This window comes from Streptococcus parasuis (genome assembly GCF_021654455.1).
Taxonomy (GTDB): domain Bacteria; phylum Bacillota; class Bacilli; order Lactobacillales; family Streptococcaceae; genus Streptococcus; species Streptococcus parasuis.
On sequence record NZ_AP024276.1, the window covers coordinates 906,616 to 926,577 of the forward strand.

The window sequence follows — 19,962 nt, forward strand, 5'->3', positions numbered from 1 at the left end:
TAGCACAAAAATAGATCAAATAAAAGAAGGAGACTCTTATGAGCAAACGTAAAATTATATCAAGTTTATTTTTAAGTGCTACCGTATTGGGAGGATTGCTGTTTACACAGACACCAACCGTAAAAGCAATTGAGTTAGAGGATGCACAAACCATGAGTACTAGCAGTGCACAAGCACCGATTTTTTCACCCGGGGATCTTATTCAAGAAACTAATCATACTGCTCAGTTTAGAAATTCTGTATCTATTGCTGCAACTAATGGAACATCTGAAAAAGAAGTAATCTGGAAGGTGAAATTTGATTCGACCTATTGGAATTTTAAATATGATAAAGGAGGGTACTACTTTGTTGTTCCTTCAGGTATGAAATTGAAGCGAATTACTCTGGTTAACGGTCAAACGAGAGAGGAATTGCTTGATCGTTTTCCTAAAAATATAAATGATAATAATAGTTCAAATAGTTCTTATCGTTTATTTAAGAGAGGGGAAAATACCTACGATGATCGTGACTTCGATAGTCAGTGGGGATGGTCAGTTGGACGAGCAAGTAATGATAAGATAAATCAATGGAAAAATGAAAATGCTTTTTCTGATATCTATTATATCGATAGTCCTCGCCATGCAGGTCCAGTAACTTATGAATTGGAGGCAGAAGTAACTGATCAAACTAAAACTTCCTTCCCTCTGGTAGCGGTAATGAAAAACTTCTATGCTAGAACATCATACTTTAGCGAACCAACTTCGCTTGCAGGACTTGATGTGAAAGTTGAATGGCCGAAATAAGTGACTGACAATTTGCAGAACTATGCCAACCAGTGGCAATCGTGTGTAGTTAAGGCTACTACGATTGCCTTTTTCTGCGAGTCCTCATCTTTTCGCTTGAATAAACTAGTGCTTGTATAATATGATGAGGAAATGGGTGTATCCAGGGCTGCTGATACTCAATAAAAATCAAAAGTAGCCTAGGAAACGAAGCCGATGACAGAACTCTGTTGCTTTCTTATTTCAAGGCAACGGCTAAAAAGCCCCACAGGAGTTTTTCACTCATCGAGGCAAGTTGACAATGGATAATTTTGATTTGTAAAGAGTATGAAATCTGAAAAACAGTATAATAGAACCTAGGACACAGAGCTATTTTTTTAGAAACTGTGGTATACTTTAGACATACTGCCTGACATCGCTTCAGTAATTTCTGCTTAGAAAGGATTTATCATCTTGCAATACAAACACTTACTCTTTGATCTTGACCATACTCTTCTTGATTTTAGCCGTGGAGAAGAAGTAGCCTTAACCCAGTTTTTGACAGCTATGGAGGTTGAAGATATTCAAGCTTTTAAAGAAGTCTATCGACCGCTCAACCAGGCCATGTGGAAGGATTTGGAAAAAGGGAACATTACAAAGAAAGAGCTGATCAATACCCGCTTTTCACGGACCTTTGCCCACTTTGGTCGGCAAGTTGATGGAAGGGAGATGGCCTTGCGCTACCAAGAATTTATTGGGCGGCAGGGACAAATTTTTACAGGTGCAGATAAGCTTTTGCAGGAATTGACACACCGAGGCTACCAGATTTATGCGGCGACCAACGGCGTGACCTATATACAGGAAAATCGCTTGCTTCACTCACCGATTCAATCGTATTTTAAAGAAGTGTTTATTTCTGAGCAAATGGGGACGCAAAAGCCTGCGGCTGATTTTTATGAAAAAATAGCAGAGCAGATTTCAGGTTTTCAGTTTGACCAAGCCTTAATGATTGGAGATAGTTTGACAGCAGATATTCAAGGCGGCAATAATGCTGGCATGGATACTGTTTGGTATAATCCTTCTAACCTGATAAACAACAGCAAGGCCATTCCGACCTATACAATTCACAGTTATCAAGAATTACTAGAAATGTTATAAAATAGACTATTTCTATCTAAATGGTTGAGAAAAATGTAGCAAAGGAGAAAGTGTGAAGAGAATATTGAAAGCTTTTCGACCCCAAAAATCACTGAAAGAATTAAACTGGCTAGATGTGTTTGTCCTGACCGCAATCTTATTTGGCAATGCAATTTATACCTCGACCATGCAATGGATTGCATCTTTTTCTGCGACAGAAGTAGTGGAAAATGGAGTACAAACCTTTACCGCAGCAGACAATTGGTGGGCATTGACCAATCAAGGAAAACTGTTTTTGTTTGCCTTGGTTTATTTGCTGATTCGGAATTATGATTTCAAGCAACTAAAGGTAAAATTAGAATGGACCGTTTTACTCTGGGGACCACTGATTTTTATCGGTGCTGGTTTGATTAGTGACTTGGCATTTACAGCCTTTTCTTACCTTCCAGGGATTTCTGGAGGATATAACTATCTCGGATATCTCCCTTATTATAATTGGGATATCATGACGGTGATAAATCGCTTCTTAGCGGTTGATTATAGTACAGTTGTTTATGCTTTGTTTAATGGCTTTTACGAAGAATTCTTTTTCCTAGGTTTATTGTTGAGTACTGACACAAAGAAACGCTCTCTCGTATTGCTTTTTTCAACCATTGTCCGAACTTCATTCCATACCTATCAAGGATTGGTTTCAGCCTTAGTAATAGGTGTGCCGTTTGGCTTATTTTACTATTATATGTATAGAAAGAAAAATGATAATCTCATGCCTTACTTCCTAGGACATGCTCTGGCAGATATGGTTGGCACCAGCTTCTTGTCCCTATTTATTGGGTAGTATAGTCATTTGAATTAGCTTTGATACTTCGTCACTTTCGTCGTGCCGTACTCTACGAAAGTGACTTGTTTCTCAAGTCTTATTTCCAACCTAGAACAGCCTTTAGGCTGTTCTAGCAACCTGCGCCTCGGTTCCTTGTCTGAAAGCTAATTCATTCGACTATAAATAGCATTCTTCGAATAATGAAAATCCCATGGAATTCCTTGAACAGCTCCCTGTCAAGTGGACAATGAAATAATAAATGATTAGGCGACGGCCTTGTTCCTCATTTCAAGAGGGGCAAGGCCGTTGTTGCGTTCTTGAAATCGTTGATGATTATAAAAATAGATGTAGGCATCAATATCTGACACCAGCTCCTCAAAAGTCTTATACTTCTTCAAATCATAGCACTCCGTCTTAAAGTGCCCAAAGAAACTCTCAATTGGTGCATTGTCAATACACTTGCCAACACGAGACATGGAGCGGGTCATCTGATACTTGGTCGTTAAACGGTAATAATCTTTCGAAGTATATTGTGAACCTCGGTCGCTGTGAATCAATGGTGTCGCTTCAGGATTAGCTTTTCGGGCTTTACGAAGTGTTTCTAATACCAATTCATTATCATTCAACTGACCGACCACATAAGCGACAATTGAGCCGTCGTAGAGGTCCTTAATAGCACTCAAATAGGCCTTACAACTGAGACCGTACTTCAAGAAAGTCACATCTGTACACCATTTCTGATTGGGGGCAGTAGCTGTAAAATCACGGTTGAGAATGTTGTCTTCTACATTGACAAAGCTGGTCTTGGTACAGTAGCCCTTAGCTCTTCTGATAATGGAACGAATGCCTAAAATGTGCATCAATCGTCGAATCCGTTTCTTGTTGCAGCTTGTTCCAAGCTTGCTATTGACAAATAGCGTCATACGACGATAACCAAGAATACCATTATGTTGGATATGAAGTTCCTTGATGACATTCATCAATCCTAAATTTTCCTGTTCAGAAGCTGTTTCCTGATGTTGTAACCACTTATAGTAGCCTGAGCGAGATACCTTTAGAATACGGCACAAGTGGCTGATAGAAGCCTCTTCCTGTTCTTCCGCATATTCTTTAATCGCTTGGAAGGATTCCAAGTGGCGACCTAGTCTTACCATCGGTTTCGTCGCTTGATTTCTTCTAACTTTTTTAGCAGGCCGTTCTCCATTTCAAGATACTTAATCCGTTCTTCCTGTTGCTTGATTTTAAGGCGTAACTCTTCTTCCGAAGTTAGATTAGGCTTACTTTCCAAACCTTTTCCACGACGGTCGAGGAGGCCGTTAGAACCGTCCTTCTCAAACTTTCTGACCCACGAATAGACCTGTTGGTAGGAAACTCCATACTTCTCAACAGCCCCTTGATAATCTTTCTCGTGGGCAAGGGTAAAATTGACAATCTCAACCCGTTCGTCAAATGTTGTCTTGCGTCCTTGTTTCATGCGACTCATTCCTCTACTAGTAGCTTTCAGTTCTTTACCACTAGTATAACGTTTTATCCATGATCTGAGAACATGAGAGTCAGAAATTCCATGTTTTTTGGTCAGATCTTTGAGACTTCCCAAACCATTAAGATAGTCGGAAACAGCTTGTTCCTTTAGTTCCTTACTATACTTCATCCAGCGATGGCTTTCCTCTAGCCCCTCAATACCAGTTTCTTTGTACTTCCGAACCCAGTTCGATAGGGTGTCTTTAAACACACCATGGTGCCTAGCTAACCAGCTAAGTGATTTCCCAGCTTCCAAGTGGAGTAGAACAATTTCTAGTTTCTCAGAGACAGACTTTGGACTTCTTTTGGACATAATAAAACTCCCTTTATAGTTTCTAGTGAAAATTTTTGTTTTTTCACTGTCCACTATAAGGGGAGTATATCACCTCTTTGTTCCATGGGATTTTTATTATTCGTTCCAGAATTTGCTTGCAATATCTTGACCTTGTTTGATTTTAGCCCATTGTTGTGGAATGGCCAATTCATTACCAGAGTCACATGAAGCAAAACCGCATTGGTGAGAGAGGTAAAGACGTTCTTTAGGGATGATTTTACTAGCTTCTTCTAATAGTTTATAGACACGCTCTTCATCATCTAAATCGGTTGTCTTACTTGACAGAAGACCAAGAACAACTTCTGCATTTTTATCGCGTAAGCTTTCTAAGGCTTTCAAATCACCTGCACGCTCATCATCCCATTCAAGGAAGAAGCGGTCGTAGTGCTGATCACGCAAGAATTTTTCAGCGATTGCCTCATAAGTCCCACCAGCGGCATGACGACTTTCGTAGTTACCACGGCAGTTGTGAGTCCAGACAGTAAGACCAAGTGAATGTGCATAGTCAACGACTTCATTATTTATATTGACAAAGGCATCTGCTAAATCAGCTAGTCCTGCATTACCTTCAGCAAAGAAACTTGCAGGATTACTTTCATCAAAAAGTTCCCAGAGACAGTCGTCGAACTGAATAATGGTGCCACCAGCAGTTTTATAGTCATCAAGGAATTCTTTATAAGCTTGAATGAGACCGTTTTTTAAATCATCGGCAGTTGCATATACTTGACCTTCGCCATACAATCCATCAAAAACAGCAAGTTCTGTGTAGGCATGAGCTGGGCCCCATACAGTCAATTTTGTTTGCGTATCTTCAGCTAGCTCACTCACTTTTTTAAAGATTTCAATAAAGTGGTGGTTCTTACCAGATAATTCTTCAGTGATGCGGATACCTATGTCTTTTCTTGTTTCAAAGTGACCGCCATCATGGTCTTTAAAGGTATATCCATGATCAGCAATATACCGTTCAATACCTTTCAAGCCCCATACAAAGTCAAGGTGCCACATAGATTTAGAATATTCTCCGTCAGTTAGGATATCAATTCCTTTTTCTTTTTGTTCCTTTACGATTGATTCGATGGCTACTGTTTCAGTTTCTTGATATCCAGAGAAGTCACTATAAAAAGGATAATGGATATCATCTCTATGTTCGATTTGTGTCTTGTAGTCACGCAATTCTGCTGGACGTAGAAGGGAACCCACTAGTTGAAATCTTGATGTTGTCATTTGTAAATCTCTCTTTCAATTATTACTGAACTAATTCTACCCCAGTTTGCTTTATTTGAAAAATAGTTATTTTGAGTCAAAAGGTATAGTTGTTCGCTATATCTTATTATTAGATTTCTAAAATGCTTTTTCTGGGGGCAGAACTATGGTATAATTTTCTTTGCAGAAAACCGAACGTTTGGAAAAAGTTTAGGGGAGAAAAATGAAAAAACACTTTAGTTTTATTTTATTAGGGATTATGATGTTAGGTGTGGTAATGAGGGCACCCTTTACAGCCTTGCCAGCAGTCCTCACAGATATTGCCTCTGGGTTGGGTGTTGAAGTGAGTTCACTCGGCATTTTAACTTCGATTCCCTTGATCATGTTTGCACTATGTTCATCAATAGCGCCACGCATGGCGGCAAAATTTGGCTTGGAACGTTTAATGGCCATTGTACTTGTGGTTATGGTTATTGGTTCTGGATTGAGGGTGTTCAACCTCCAAACACTTTTCATCGGTACGATGATGATCGGAGCTAGTATCGCATTTATTAATGTCTTGTTGCCTAGCTTAGTTGCTGCTAATTTCCCGCATAAGATTGGGCTTTATACAACCATCTACATTACTCTGATGGGGATTGCCGGAACAGTCGCGTCAATGGTTGCAGTACCAATTGTTTCAGCTACTTCTTGGAAATTTTTTATTTATTTAATCACTGGAGTCATCCTCTTAGCTTTACTTATCTGGTTACCAAATGTGAAGAACAATCATATGTTTGTGACTGGCAACCAATCAGAGAAAACAAGTTCTCTATGGAAAAATAAGGCTGCCATTGCCTTTCTTATTTTTGGTGGGTTGCAATCCGTCTTGTTCTACACAGAAGTCACCTGGTTACCAACCATTTCGCAATCTATTGGATTTTCAAAAGCAGAAGCAGGATTGATGTCTGGAATTTATAACTTGGCTGCTATACCAATGTCTTCAATCATTACAACTCTACTTTCTCGTCAGACGAAAGAATCTCGCAGGAACATCATGCTCCTCATCTCTTTGATTACATTGGTGGGCTTGGCTCTTATGGTTATCACTCCAAAAAACTTTTTTGCTTGGACAATTATTCATATCGTCCTCAGTGTTTCCAATGCATCACTCTTCCCATATATGATGCTCAGCTTTACCATGAAAACCAGCAACAGCCAGGCAACGGCTCGCTTATCAGGTATGGTACAAACAGGTGGCTACTTGATTGCAGCGTTTGGTCCAGGTCTCTTAGGATATAGTTTTCCAATTTTTGGTAGTTGGTTACCCTTGATTCTATCATTGGCTACTGTAACCTTGGTGATGATGTGGACGATTGTACTGATTGAAAAAGAAGATATCATCATTTAGTCACAATTTCCCACAATACACTTATCCATTTTGGAATAGAATAAAAACAAAAAAAGCTGGATATTCACCAGCTTTTTAGTGTGCTACACGTTTACGAGCAGCTTTTTTACGATTTTCCTCAATGAAGGCTTCTTTCTTTTCTTCTGGTTCAATAATTGTTTTGTGAACGGTGAAGACTGCGCCCGCTGCAAGAGCAACTGTAGAAAGAACACCTGTCAAGAAACCTTTGCCAAAACTTTTAGCCATAGTGAATTCTCCTTTACTTGTGTTATAATAGATTTTAGCGAAAAAACAAAATATTTTCAAGGAAAAAGATGAAAACTAAAGTTATTGTGGTCATTGGACCGACAGCGGTAGGAAAAACTGCCCTTGGCATAGACTTGGCCCAGCGCTACAATGGAGAAATTATCAGTGGTGATAGCCAACAAGTCTATCGCAAACTAGATATCGGTACGGCAAAAGCTAGTCCTGAAGAGCAGGCTGCTGCGGTTCATCACTTGATTGATGTCCGGGATGTGAAAGCGGGCTATTCGGCTTATGAATTTGTAGCAGAAGCCAAGGCTTTGATTGCAGGCATTACCAGTCGTGGCAAGTTGCCTATTATCGTTGGAGGAACTGGGCTTTACATTCAAAGTCTGCTAGAAGGCTACCATCTGGGCGGGCAGGTTGATCAGGAGCAAGTTCTTGCTTATCGGGTAGAACTCGACTGCTTGTCTGACGAGGATTTGGAAGCAATGGCAGAGCAGGCAGGTTTGATGGTCGAAGGAAACAGCCGACGGAGAATCATTCGTGGGTTAGAGTTGAAAAAATTTGGAAAAAACTTAGAAAATACAGAGTCAGAATATGTGCCTCTTTACATCTGCCTGACGGATGACAGACAGGTTCTTTACGACCGCATCAATCAGCGAGTGGATAAGATGATGGCTTCGGGTTTACTAGATGAAGTTAGCTGGCTCTACCAAGAACACCCAGAAGCCCAAGCTGCTATGGGAATTGGCTACAAGGAGTTTTTCCCCTACTTAGCAGGTCAAATCAGCCTAGAAGAAGCAGTTGATAAGGTCAAGCAAAATAGTCGCCGCTTTGCCAAACGCCAATTGACCTGGTTTAAAAATCGGATGCAGGCCCCCTTTTACTCAGTAGGCGAGCCAGATTACAAGTCGCAGATTTTCACCGCCGTGGAGGAATTTTTAAATGATTGAAACGCAGAAAGAACAAGAACGTGCCCTCCTGGTTGGAGTGGAATTACAGCAGACGGACAATTTTGACATGTCCATGGAAGAGTTGGCAAGCCTTGCTAAGACGGCTGGGGCTCTGGTCAAGGGAGTCTACACTCAAAAACGTGAAAAATACGACAGCAAGACCTTTGTCGGCTCAGGGAAATTGGATGAAATTGCCCAGATGGTCGAAGCTGACGAGATTGATACCGTCATTGTCAATAACCGACTGACGCCCCGTCAAAATGTCAATTTGGAGGAGATTCTGGGGGTTAAGGTCATTGATCGTATGCAGTTGATCTTGGATATTTTTGCCATGCGAGCACGGAGTCACGAGGGGAAACTGCAGGTCCACCTGGCCCAGCTCAAGTATATGTTACCACGATTGGTTGGACAAGGTATCATGCTTAGCCGTCAGGCAGGTGGTATCGGCTCTCGTGGACCAGGTGAAAGCCAGTTGGAGCTCAACCGTCGAAGCATTCGCAATCAGATTCATGACATTGAGCGCCAACTCAAAACGGTGGAGAAGAACCGAGCGACTGTCCGTGAACGCCGTCTGCAATCAGGCGTGTTCAAAATTGGCTTGATTGGCTATACCAATGCTGGTAAGTCTACTATCATGAATGCCATGACGGATAAGCGACAGTACGAGGCAGATGAACTTTTTGCCACACTTGATGCCACGACCAAGCAGATTAACTTGGCAGACAAGTTCAACGTGACCTTGACCGATACGGTTGGTTTCATTCAGGACCTGCCGACTGAGTTGATTTCTGCCTTCAAATCCACCTTGGAGGAGTCCATGAACGTAGATCTCTTGCTCCATGTCATCGACGCCTCTGACCCTAATCACAGCGAGCAGGAGCAGGTGGTCTTGGACATTTTGAAGGACCTGGATATGCTGGACATTCCCCGTTTGGCTCTGTATAACAAGCTGGATAAGACCGATGACAGCTTTACCCCAAGTCAGTTTCCTCATGTCATGCTGTCCGCTAAGGATGAAAATGCCAAAGGCCATATTCAGATGATGGTCTTGGCCAAGATTAAGACCATGTTTGAACGATTTGAGGTCAGAGTGTCACTTGCTGAATCTTATAAATTGCATGATTTAGCAACACTTGCCCTGATAGAAAATCGGACCTATGAAGAAGATGTGGAAGTGATATCAGGCTATATCGCTTCCGCGAATAAATGGAAGTTGGAAGAATTTTATGACGGATTATCTTGATTTGGCAACCAAATACGGTGGCTTTACCAGTCTGGACAAGGTCTATCTGGCGAAGAAATTAGCTGATTTGACTGACCAACAAAAACTAGATTTTATCACTCCACCGCCTTCAGTTATCAACGCTTATTTTGCGGAAATCTACCAGAAACAAGGAGCAGAAGAGGCGACGGACTACTATCTGACACTTTCTCAGCAGCTCTGCCTTTTTCCAAAAGAACCCAGCTTTGAAGAAGACAAGCCTTTTGTCCGCCTGAATTTATCAGGCAAGTCTTTCGGATTTGCCTATGTGTCAGCAGACGGTCTGGCTCAAGTTTTTTCGGAAGAAGAAGAGGAGATCACTGAAGATCTGCTCTTTGAGATTGCTCAAGTCTTTCCCCACTATGTCGTTTTTGTAGAAGACGGCAAGATTTTCATGGAGACTAATGCGTTTGATGAGCGTCAGTTGCAAGTTGAGGAAACAGATTTTCTGCTAACAGAGGTGGCTAGCTCGGCTGACTTGGTCAAAATTTCGGGTCTCAATCAGGAGGAAGTTATAGAAGTAGCGGATGGTTATTCAGGTCAGCGCTATTTTGCCTGGTCGGGTCGCTCAGCTATAATATATCGATTAGAAAGTAAATAATGCAAATTCAATTTTTAGGTACAGGGGCTGGTCAGCCCTCCAAGGCCCGTAATGTGTCCAGTTTGGCCTTAAAACTGTTGGACGAAATCAATCAGATTTGGCTTTTTGATTGTGGCGAAGGAACTCAAAATCAGATTTTGGAAACCACTATTCGTCCTCGAAAAGTTGCTAAAATTTTCATAACACATTTACATGGTGATCACATTTTTGGTTTGCCAGGTTTTTTATCAAGCCGTTCGTTTCAATCGAGTGAGGAACAAACAGATATAGATATTTACGGTCCTATGGGTATTCGATCTTTTGTTTTGGCTAGTCTGAAAGCGTCTGGTTCACGCTTACCTTATCGCATTCATTTTCATGAGTTTGATGTTGAAACGGTTGGTCAGGTACTAGAAACAGACAAATTCACGGTATTCGCCGAAAAGCTGGACCATACCATTCCTTGTGTCGGCTACCGTGTCATCCAAAAGGATTTGGAAGGGACCTTGGATGCAGAGGCTCTGCGCGTGGCGGGTGTACCATTTGGCCCCCTCTTTGGAAAAATAAAAAATGGTCAGAATGTGACACTTGAGGATGGGACTGAAATTATCGCTAGTGACTATATTTCCCCTCCAAGGCCTGGTAAGGTAGTGACTATTTTAGGGGATACGCGTAAGTGCCATGCCAGTGTGCGTCTGGCTGTAAATGCTGATGTGCTGGTGCATGAGTCAACCTATGGTAAGGGTGATGAGCAGATTGCTCGTAAGCATGGGCATTCAACCAATATGGAAGCGGCTCAAGTAGCTAAGGATGCTGGTGTCAAACGACTCTTGCTCAATCATATCAGTCCGCGCTTTTTGTCCAAGGATATCAGCCAATTGCGTAATGATGCGAGAACTATATTTGAGCAGGTCCATATCGTTAAAGATTTAGAGGAAATTGAACTATGAGAACCATTTTAATAACTGGGGCATCTGGTGGTCTAGTACAGGAAATGATTCCTTTGCTAAAAGATGATTTCTTGATTTTGTTGGGGCGAGATGTAGAGAAGATAGAGCAACTCTATGCCTCTCATGAAAAAAAGGCAGTTTTTAATGTGGATCTTCGAGACGAAGCCGCGTTAATTGCATTTTTTGAAGGATTAGATAGCCAGTTTGGTCAAATCGATATTTTAGTCAATAATGCAGGCTATGCAATTTATGATGACTTTGAAAATTTTTCAAGTCAGCAGGTTCAAGCTATGTTTGACATCAATACTTTTGCTCTGATGACCATGTGCCGTTTAGTGGGTAAACGGATGAAGGCTAGACGGAGCGGGCAAATCATTAATATTGTTTCGATGTCAGGTCTGATCGCTTCAAGCAAGTCTTCCGTTTATTCTGCAACTAAGTTTGCGGCTATGGGTTTTTCAAATACTATTCGCTTGGAATTGGCCCAGTATGGTGTGACAGTAACAACTGTTAACCCAGGACCTATTGCGACTAGCTTTTTCGACCAAGCAGATCCTGATGGAAGCTATCAAGAAAGTGTCAAAGCCTTTCTCTTGCAGCCTGACTATGTAGCTAAGAAAATTGTGGCTGCCATGGGGACGAAGAAGCGTGATATCAATTTACCGTGGTCACTAGCTGCAGCTCATAAACTCTATACTCTCTTCCCAAGAGTATCAGACTACTTGGCCAGTACAGTATTTAATTTAAAATAGGCATGGAAAAAACGCTGAATTCTTGTTCGGCGTTTTAACCATCTCTCAAATAATGAAGTCATATTCTTTACATATTATACCTGGTAATGAGCACATAATAAAAGATTTCTTCTTTACTAAGCAAAATCTGTATAAAGTATCTGTTTTTTATTTTCAAAACCTAGATACAATAGGTAGGTGTAAATAAAAAAAGGTAAATAAAAAAACATAGATTATGTAGGAATGATGCATCATTTTAGTGGGATATTTGACTAAAATTTGATATAATAGTTGAAATTTGCAAGGGGGATGAAATGGAAAAGATTTGGAAGATTATTTATAGTCGAACATTTATTGTTCTTAGTTTGATTGCCTTAACAATTTTTGTTATTTTGTGGACAGTTGGTTCAGCGGCAACTTATTTTCCAGCGTTTTTAACGGTTATGCAACTTTTTTCACTAGTTGTAGCAGTTTCGATTATTAATCGGCCGATGAATGCTAGTTTTAAGTTAACCTGGATTGTCTTTGTTGTTGGAATCCCAGTATTTGGAGCACTGTTTTACTTTATTTTACAGTCAAATTTTGAAACCAGACGGTATCGCAAGACTTTTCAGCGTCAAGCTGAAATATTGAGATTGTATGGGAAGACTTCTGAAAAAGTAATGAGAGGTTTGGCTAAGGAAGACCGTGAGCAACTTAAGTTAGCTCATTATATGAGTGAATATGTGGGCTATCCTTTACATACCAACACAGACGCAGTCTATTTTCCATCTGGAGAAGCGAAATTTGAGGCGTTATTAGAAGAATTAAAAAAAGCTGAGAAATATATTTTTATGGAATACTTCATTGTCGATTTTGGCTATATGTGGGATTCTATTTTAGATATCTTAAAAGAAAAAGCTGCTCAAGGTGTAGAGGTTCGGTTTATGTATGATGGAATGAACTCGCTAAGCACTCTACCTTATAATTATTATAAATCCCTACGTCAATTTGGTATCAAGACAAAGGTTTTCTCTCAAATAATTCCTGCTCTGTCAACTATTCAGAATAATCGTGATCACAGAAAGATTGCAGTAATCGATGGAAAAGTTGCTTTTACAGGTGGTGTCAATATTGCTGATGAATACATCAATAAAAAGGAGCGATTTGGCTACTGGAAAGATGCAGCGATTATGATACGAGGTGAGGCCGTCTCAAACTTTACCTTGATGTTTTTGCAAATGTGGAATCATGATGAGAAAAAGTCAAATGATGATTTGAAATACTTGAAGGAAGCGCATGATGCTGAGACAGAGACTACAGATACAGAAGGCTATTTCTTAGCTTACGGTGAAAGTCCATTTGATGGCGATGAGGTTGCGAAACGGGTTTACTTGGATATGATCCAGTCTGCAACTGACTACATCTATATTATGACTCCTTATTTGGTTCTAGATGATGAAATGATTGATAATCTCACCTATGCAGCGAAACGTGGGGTCACTGTTCGTATCCTTCTTCCACATATTTACGATAAGCAGACGGCTTATCTGGCAGCACGAACAGATTTTAGAACCTATTTAGAATCCGGTATTGAAATCTATGAATTTACTCCTGGGTTTGTTCATTCGAAAGTGATTTTAGTTGATGATAAAAAGGCGACAGTTGGCACAGTAAACATGGATTTTCGATCTTTTTATCTCAATTTTGAATGTGGGCTTTATGTATATAACCATCGCCAAGTTTTAGAAGATATTCACAAAGATTTCATGCATTCTTTTGAACAATCTGAACGGATTACTTTCCTTGGTTTTGAAAATAATTACCCGTGGTATAAGCGTTTGGCAGGAGCGCTGTTAAATATCTTGTCACCTTTACTATAATAGTTGTTTCAAAGAAAGAAGCAGGGAGACTCAAATCAATCGTTGAGTTCCTCTGCTCCTTTTTTTCTTGGGAAATGGTATAATAGTAAGATAGTTTATACTCGAAAAAATCAATGTTTACCAGAGTGGACATTGTTGCAATTATTAGATATAGTCGAATGAATTAGCTTTCAGACAAGGAACTGAGACGCAGGCTGTACTAGAGTACGGCAAGGCGAAAGTGACGATGTATCAAAGCTAATTCAAATGACTATATTCTTCGAAAATCAAAATTGTCCCTTGTCAAGAGCTTTTAGCCTGTTACCTTGAAATGTGAATGTGACAGATTTCTACCTTCGGCTTTATGACGCGAACTCAGTTTTTTATTTTTCTAGTTTTCAACTTTCCCCAAGATTGTAAAAAGCTAGGTTACTTTTGGTTTTCATTGAGTATGAGTATTAAAGGAGTTAATAACGTGATCAAACCAAATTATGACTGGCAATTATTGACCGGTTTTTCTGATGAACACTTTATCAAATTAGCTAAAAAAGAAGGGCTGGATCCAGTAGCGGCCAAATTGTTGTATGAGCGGGGCATTCATTCGCAAGAAGAACTGCATTCCTTTATCCAACCAAGTTTAGAAGATCTCCATGATCCATACCTACTTCACGATATGGACAAGGCGGTAGAGCGGATTCGCCGTGCAATCGAAGATTACGAACAGATTTTGATTTATGGAGATTATGATGCTGATGGCATGACCTCGGCATCGATTTTGAAAGAAACTCTGGAGGAAATGGGGGCAGAAGTTCAAGTTTATCTTCCCAATCGTTTCACAGATGGCTATGGGCCGAATCAGTCAGTTTACAAGTATTTTATCGAGCAGCAGGGGATTTCTCTTATTGTGACGGTGGACAATGGCGTAGCGGGTCATGAAGCGATTGCCTATGCCCAGGAAATGGGGGTCGATGTTGTCGTGACAGACCACCATTCCATGCAGGAACCCCTTCCCAATGCCTATGCGATTGTACATCCAGAGCATCCAGAAGGAAATTATCCCTTCAAACATTTGGCGGGCTGCGGCGTGGCTTTTAAATTGGCCTGTGCTCTTCTTGAAACTGTTCATGCAGACTTGCTGGATTTGGTCGCAATTGGTACCATCGCTGATATGGTTAGCTTGACCGATGAGAATCGTATCATGGTCAAATATGGTCTCTCGCTTCTCAAACAGACCGAACGTGCAGGCCTCCAAGAATTGATGAAAATAGCTGGCATTGATATGAATAGCCTTGATGAAGAAACAGTTGGTTTCCAACTGGCTCCTAGGTTGAATGCCCTTGGTCGACTCGACGATCCTAATCCAGCCATCGAATTACTGACTGGTTTTGATGACGAAGAGGCCCATCAAATTGCTCTCATGATTGACAGTAAAAATGTAGAACGCAAAGACGTTGTCCAAGCAATTTATGATGAAGCAAAAACCATGTTGCGCCGAGATAGACCTGTTCAAGTTCTGGCTAAAGAAGGTTGGAACCCAGGTGTTTTAGGGATTGTAGCAGGACGCCTACTAGAAGAATTACACCAGCCTGTTATTGTCTTGTCGATTGAAGATGGTAAGGCAAAGGGTTCGGCTCGTTCGGTTGAAGCAGTTGACATTTTCAAGGCCCTTAAAGATCATCAGGACCTCTTTATCGCCTTTGGTGGTCATGCTGGTGCAGCAGGTATGACCTTGGAAGTTGACAAACTTGAAGAGCTTGCTCAAACCTTGGCTGACTACATTATCGAAAATAAATTGGATGTATCTAGCAAGTCTTCGCTGGTTTTGGATGAAGAATTGGATTTAGAGGAATTAACCTTAGATACCCTAAAATCCTTTGAAAAACTGGCGCCCTATGGTATGGACAATAAAAAGCCTGTCTTCTATCTCAAGGATTTTCAGGTGGAATCAGCAAGGACCATGGGGCAAAATAATGCTCACCTGAAAGTACGGATTACAAAAGGGGCTGCTGGATTTGATGTGGTTGCGTTTGGTAAAGGCAATCAAGCCTTGGAATTTTCACAGGCTAAGGAATTAGAACTAGCTGTTACCTTGTCTGTCAATCAATGGAATGGCAATACTAGTCTTCAGCTCATGTTGGTTGATGCTCGGGTCAATGGTGTTCAACTTTATAATATTCGTGGTAAGCAACATCCCATTCCTGCAGGAGTCCCAATTTTGGACATTAATCATCCTGTGACTAGTGAATCTGCTATTGTCCTTGCGACTTTGCCAGAAGATATCAGTAGTCTGCGTAGCTATTTTCAGGAAAGAGAATTTGAAGCCATTTATTTTAAAAATGAAATTGCCAAACCATACTATTTAGATGGGTATGGTAACCGAGAACAATTCGCTAAATTGTATAAGACCATTTACCAATTTGATGAGTTTGATGTTCGCTACAAACTGAAAGATTTGGCTGGTTACTTAAAAATTAAGGACAGTCTCTTGGTCAAAATGATTCAGATTTTCCAAGAATTAGAATTTGTTACCATTACGGATGGGGTCATGCGGGTCAACAAAGAGGCACAGAAACGGGAAATTTCAGAAAGTCAGATTTATCAAGACTTAAAACAAACCGTGATGCAGCAAGAGTTGATGGCGCTTGGTACTGTTCAGGAAATCTATGAGTGGCTATGTGGACAGAATTAATCACAATTTGGATTCTGTTGATCATCAATCTGATAGGGATACCGACTTTTGTTGCATGGAATAATAGGCGAAATCGCTTGTTACATCGTATAAAGCAATCAGAGCAAGTCCATGCTGGATTGATGGAATTGAGCGGAAGAGGGTGGTCGGAAAAGGCTTTGGCAACTGCTTTTTTAAAGCCCATCCTTCAGTTACCCCAAGCAGAAATTCCTGAATATGTTCAACAGTTCGTAACAGAATCGGCTCTCTTTGCTTCCAAAAGCTACTATAGGTTGTTGAGGGCTGAAAGTCACTCGTTGGACCGAGAGAGGGCAGTAAAGATTATTGCCCAGAGTGTAAGAATGCTAGACATTCCTGAGGAATTACACCAGAGCCATTTGTTAGTTCTGCTGGGAAAAATGGATTGTGATTGTCCTCCCCACCATCCCTTTTGGCAATACTTTGCTAGACTGGTTGACCGAGCTTTTCCAGGTCAACAGCTTTCGCGAACTGAGTTATTAAACAAGCAAGTTCATCAATTGCGCTATCTAATTTCCTATCAGCAGGCTAGTTGGGTTCGAAAGCATTTTGGACAGGGACATACGGATTGGCAGGCTATGGTGGCTTATTTGAATCATTTACCTCGCTGGTCGTATCGTCTAAATGAGTCTGCACGTTTGCATAATAAACGGGGCTTTGGCAACCATAAGGTGGAACCATTACCAGTCAACATAAAGGTACTCATTGGTTTTCACAGTGAGTTTATCCTCAGTCAGCAGGGGCAGTTCGCCTTGATTTTGGATAAGACATCTCATCGAAATGGCATAGTAAATGGGGCATCATTTAACTACGCCAATGCTAATAATAAGCGTCATACTCAGCTCGATATTGCACCAGTTGGTCCTCACGATCCACAGTTTCGGAAGAAAGTCCTACGCGCAAAGACAGCCAGCTATCTATCTCCCACCCGTTTTCGACATTATCAGCGAAGAAAGACACCTGCCGGCTGGGAAACATCTTATTTTAATCCAGATGGCGATTTTTCATTTGCTGGAAATAGCAGAGCGAGATTGGTGTCTCAGTTGAGTAGACAACTAAGGGCAGATATTCATAAGCTGGATTCCTAGTCTGTACTATTAACCGGATTAAAAGCCATTGACACTGAAAACAGTTTCTTAGAAAAACGAGTCTAGCTCAAAGAAAGATTCGCAATGAGTAAAGCAAAGGGTCTTTGTCAGGGCTGAAAATATACCAAATGACAATTTCATGGTATAATGAAGAGTAAAAATTATTTTTTTAAAGAGAGAAAGAAATGAACTTAAAAGATTACATTGCAACCATTCCTGATTATCCAAAAGAGGGGATTGAATTTCGTGATATTAGCCCATTGATGGCGGATGGAAATGCTTACAGCTATGCTGTACGTGAAATCGTTCAATACGCAACTGATAAACAAATTGATATGATTGTTGGTCCAGAGGCGCGTGGCTTTATTGTTGGTTGTCCAGTTGCCTTTGAATTGGGAATTGGTTTTGCACCGGTTCGTAAACCAGGTAAGTTACCACGCGAAGTTATCTCAGCTGATTATGAAAAAGAGTATGGTGTAGATACATTGACCATGCATGCTGATGCCATCAAACCAGGTCAACGCGTGTTGATCGTAGATGATTTGTTGGCCACTGGTGGTACTGTTAAAGCAACGATTGAAATGATTGAAAGACTTGGTGGGATTGTTGCTGGTTGTGCCTTCTTGATTGAACTTGATGATCTTAAAGGTCGTGAAGCCATCGGAAATTACGACTACAAGGTCTTGATGCACTATTAAGTCATTAACATAGATTGATTGAATATTTTTAAGACCTTATAGTTAAAACTTATAACTAAGCCTAGTTTTATTCTAATTGAAATGCTGTTCTTCCTGTTCTATAATATAATAGAGATAAGTTCGTTCAGGAGGTTAGAGTATGCCAATTAAAATCGAAAAATCATTACCGGCAGTAGATATTTTAAGGAAAGAGAATATTTTTGTAATGGATAGCGACCGTGCTAGCCATCAGGATATCCGTCCCATAAAGATATTGATTCTAAATCTCATGCCTCAGAAAATTGTGACGGAGACTCAGTTGCTCCGTCTTTTGGCTAATACGCCATTGCAATTGGAAGTTGAATTCCTCTACATGGCGAGTCATGAGTCGAAAAATACACATTCAGACCATTTAGAACAATTTTACAAAACGTTTGAGCAGGTCAAAGATTCCTATTTTGATGGCTTGATTGTAACTGGAGCACCAGTAGAAAATATGCCATTCGAAGCGGTTGATTATTGGTCTGAACTTGTATCTGTATTAGAATGGTCGAAAAATCATGTTTTTTCAACCTTGCATATCTGTTGGGGCGCGCAGGCTGGACTCTATGCTCGATACGGAGTACAAAAACATAGTATGAATCGCAAGCTTTCAGGGGTTTATAGACAGGATGTTATCAACAATACAAATCCATTGATGCGTGGATTTGACGATGATTTTCAATCGCCGCATTCGCGATACACAGAGGTGAAAGCTGCTGATATTTCTCATTTGAATGACCTTGAAATTCTTTCATGTGGTGAGGAAGTCGGCTTATCAATTTTGGCCAGTAAGAACTTGCGTGAAGTCTATAGTTTTGGTCATCTGGAATATGATCGCGATACCCTTGCAAAAGAATACCAGCGAGACTGTTTAGCTGGAAAAAATCCACATATCCCTGAGAATTATTTCAGAAATGATGACCCATCAACCAGACCTGCCCTTTCATGGAATTTGCCTGCTGCTCAATTTTTTACTAACTGGATAAACTACGCGGTCTATCAAGAAACACCGTATGACTGGAAACTATTTGAAGATTCTGCCCTTTCAGCGAGTCTATAAAGAGGATATATGAATTATTCACAGCAATTTCGACAAGGGAATGTAGTCATTCCTGCAGCTCTTTTATTACACTACAAAGAATTATTTTCATCAGCAGATGATTTTCTCATCTGGCAGTTTTTCTTTTATCAAAATACTTCACATTTGGAATCGTTAGCCCCTAGTGAAGTTGCTCAGGCCACAGGAAAAACAGTGGCACAAGTCAATCAAGCAATTGAAAACCTGCAAGAAGCTGGGCTATTAGAATTTAAAACGATCAGTATCGCAGGAGAAATCGAAATGATTTTTGATGCCCTACCTGCACTCGAGAAACTAGATGTGCTATCAGAATCAAAACAAGCTGTTGAAATAGTTCGGACTGAAAATGATTTGAAAACCTTGGTTGGAGATTTTGAAAGGGAGTTGGGTCGCTTCCTATCCCCATTTGAAATTGAAGATTTACAAAAGACGGTTGAAGATGACAAAACTTCTGTTGACTTGGTTCGAGCTGCTTTGAAAGAAGCTGTTTTTAACAATAAAACCAATTGGAAATATATCCAGGCTATTTTGCGAAACTGGCGCCGTGAAGGAATAACCACAGTGGCACAGGTAGAAGCTAAAAATATAGAAAGAGACATCCAGAATCCTAAGAATGTAACTGTCTCCAGTGATTTTCTTGATGCAATGAACCTCTGGAAAGAGTAA

18 protein-coding genes are annotated in these 19,962 nt (G+C 40.5%); 15 read left to right on the plus strand and 3 right to left on the minus strand.

What is annotated here, in order from left to right:
* Positions 1 to 38 precede the first annotated feature (38 nt).
* The 3 genes from L6410_RS04555 (at position 39) to L6410_RS04565 (ending at position 2,712) form a co-directional block, all read left to right on the plus strand.
* On the plus strand, positions 39 to 782 hold the full coding sequence (locus tag L6410_RS04555) for a hypothetical protein (RefSeq protein ID WP_024392641.1): 744 nt from the start codon (positions 39 to 41) through the stop codon (positions 780 to 782).
* 432 nt (positions 783 to 1,214) lie between these two features.
* The gene (pynA, locus tag L6410_RS04560) at positions 1,215 to 1,898 is read left to right on the plus strand and encodes a pyrimidine 5'-nucleotidase PynA (RefSeq protein WP_024392640.1); all 684 of its coding nucleotides are present in this window, start codon (positions 1,215 to 1,217) and stop codon (positions 1,896 to 1,898) included.
* Between the two features lie 52 nt (positions 1,899 to 1,950).
* Positions 1,951 to 2,712, plus strand: a complete 762-nt coding sequence (locus tag L6410_RS04565) for a CPBP family intramembrane glutamic endopeptidase (protein WP_024392639.1) — start codon at positions 1,951 to 1,953, stop codon at positions 2,710 to 2,712.
* Positions 2,713 to 2,957: 245 nt separating this feature from the next.
* Here the strand turns inward: L6410_RS04565 and L6410_RS04570 are convergent.
* Positions 2,958 to 4,528 (minus strand): IS3 family transposase gene (locus tag L6410_RS04570; protein ID WP_237396368.1). Its coding sequence is split into 2 segments (ribosomal slippage): positions 2,958 to 3,883 and positions 3,883 to 4,528, totalling 1,572 coding nucleotides; the frame shifts between segments, so codons are not numbered across the junction.
* 96 nt (positions 4,529 to 4,624) lie between these two features.
* On the minus strand, positions 4,625 to 5,773 hold the full coding sequence (locus L6410_RS04575) for a cobalamin-independent methionine synthase II family protein (RefSeq protein ID WP_024392636.1): 1,149 nt from the start codon (positions 5,771 to 5,773) through the stop codon (positions 4,625 to 4,627).
* 202 nt (positions 5,774 to 5,975) lie between these two features.
* On the opposite strand from L6410_RS04575, the gene L6410_RS04580 reads away from it, so the two are divergent.
* Positions 5,976 to 7,142: an MFS transporter gene (locus L6410_RS04580; RefSeq protein ID WP_024392635.1), complete on the plus strand. Its 1,167-nt coding sequence runs from the start codon at positions 5,976 to 5,978 to the stop codon at positions 7,140 to 7,142.
* Between the two features lie 75 nt (positions 7,143 to 7,217).
* Here L6410_RS04580 and L6410_RS04585 read toward each other — a convergent pair whose 3' ends face one another.
* Positions 7,218 to 7,388, minus strand: coding sequence for a DUF3042 family protein (locus L6410_RS04585; RefSeq protein WP_032535785.1), 171 nt, complete (start codon positions 7,386 to 7,388; stop codon positions 7,218 to 7,220).
* Between the two features lie 68 nt (positions 7,389 to 7,456).
* On the opposite strand from L6410_RS04585, the gene miaA reads away from it, so the two are divergent.
* The 11 genes from miaA (at position 7,457) to L6410_RS04640 (ending at position 19,962) form a co-directional block, all read left to right on the plus strand.
* Entirely contained in the window at positions 7,457 to 8,341 is an 885-nt protein-coding gene (gene miaA / locus L6410_RS04590; RefSeq protein ID WP_237396369.1) for a tRNA (adenosine(37)-N6)-dimethylallyltransferase MiaA, read from the plus strand.
* Positions 8,334 to 9,584: a GTPase HflX gene (hflX, locus tag L6410_RS04595; RefSeq protein WP_237396370.1), complete on the plus strand. Its 1,251-nt coding sequence runs from the start codon at positions 8,334 to 8,336 to the stop codon at positions 9,582 to 9,584. The genes miaA and hflX overlap by 8 nt, the downstream gene beginning before the upstream one ends.
* Complete coding sequence (locus tag L6410_RS04600; RefSeq protein WP_237396375.1) at positions 9,568 to 10,203, plus strand: cystathionine beta-lyase; 636 nt, start codon at positions 9,568 to 9,570, stop codon at positions 10,201 to 10,203. Before hflX ends, L6410_RS04600 begins: the two co-directional genes overlap by 17 nt.
* Positions 10,203 to 11,132: a ribonuclease Z gene (gene rnz / locus L6410_RS04605; protein WP_105126649.1), complete on the plus strand. Its 930-nt coding sequence runs from the start codon at positions 10,203 to 10,205 to the stop codon at positions 11,130 to 11,132. Before L6410_RS04600 ends, rnz begins: the two co-directional genes overlap by 1 nt.
* Positions 11,129 to 11,884, plus strand: coding sequence for an SDR family NAD(P)-dependent oxidoreductase (locus tag L6410_RS04610; RefSeq protein ID WP_237396377.1), 756 nt, complete (start codon positions 11,129 to 11,131; stop codon positions 11,882 to 11,884). Before rnz ends, L6410_RS04610 begins: the two co-directional genes overlap by 4 nt.
* 293 nt (positions 11,885 to 12,177) lie before the next feature.
* A complete protein-coding gene (gene cls, locus L6410_RS04615) occupies positions 12,178 to 13,725 on the plus strand; it encodes a cardiolipin synthase (RefSeq protein ID WP_024392058.1) in 1,548 nt (515 codons plus the stop codon).
* 454 nt (positions 13,726 to 14,179) lie between these two features.
* Positions 14,180 to 16,393 (plus strand): single-stranded-DNA-specific exonuclease RecJ, encoded by a 2,214-nt coding sequence (gene recJ / locus L6410_RS04620; protein WP_237396379.1) that lies wholly within the window; start codon positions 14,180 to 14,182, stop codon positions 16,391 to 16,393.
* The gene (locus tag L6410_RS04625; RefSeq protein ID WP_237396382.1) at positions 16,378 to 17,499 is read left to right on the plus strand and encodes a DUF3114 domain-containing protein; all 1,122 of its coding nucleotides are present in this window, start codon (positions 16,378 to 16,380) and stop codon (positions 17,497 to 17,499) included. The genes recJ and L6410_RS04625 overlap by 16 nt, the downstream gene beginning before the upstream one ends.
* Positions 17,500 to 17,684: 185 nt before the next feature.
* A complete protein-coding gene (locus L6410_RS04630) occupies positions 17,685 to 18,197 on the plus strand; it encodes an adenine phosphoribosyltransferase (protein WP_024392061.1) in 513 nt (170 codons plus the stop codon).
* 139 nt (positions 18,198 to 18,336) lie between these two features.
* Positions 18,337 to 19,278 (plus strand): homoserine O-acetyltransferase MetA, encoded by a 942-nt coding sequence (gene metA / locus L6410_RS04635; RefSeq protein WP_237396384.1) that lies wholly within the window; start codon positions 18,337 to 18,339, stop codon positions 19,276 to 19,278.
* Positions 19,279 to 19,287: 9 nt separating this feature from the next.
* Positions 19,288 to 19,962, plus strand: a complete 675-nt coding sequence (locus L6410_RS04640) for a DnaD domain-containing protein (protein WP_237396386.1) — start codon at positions 19,288 to 19,290, stop codon at positions 19,960 to 19,962.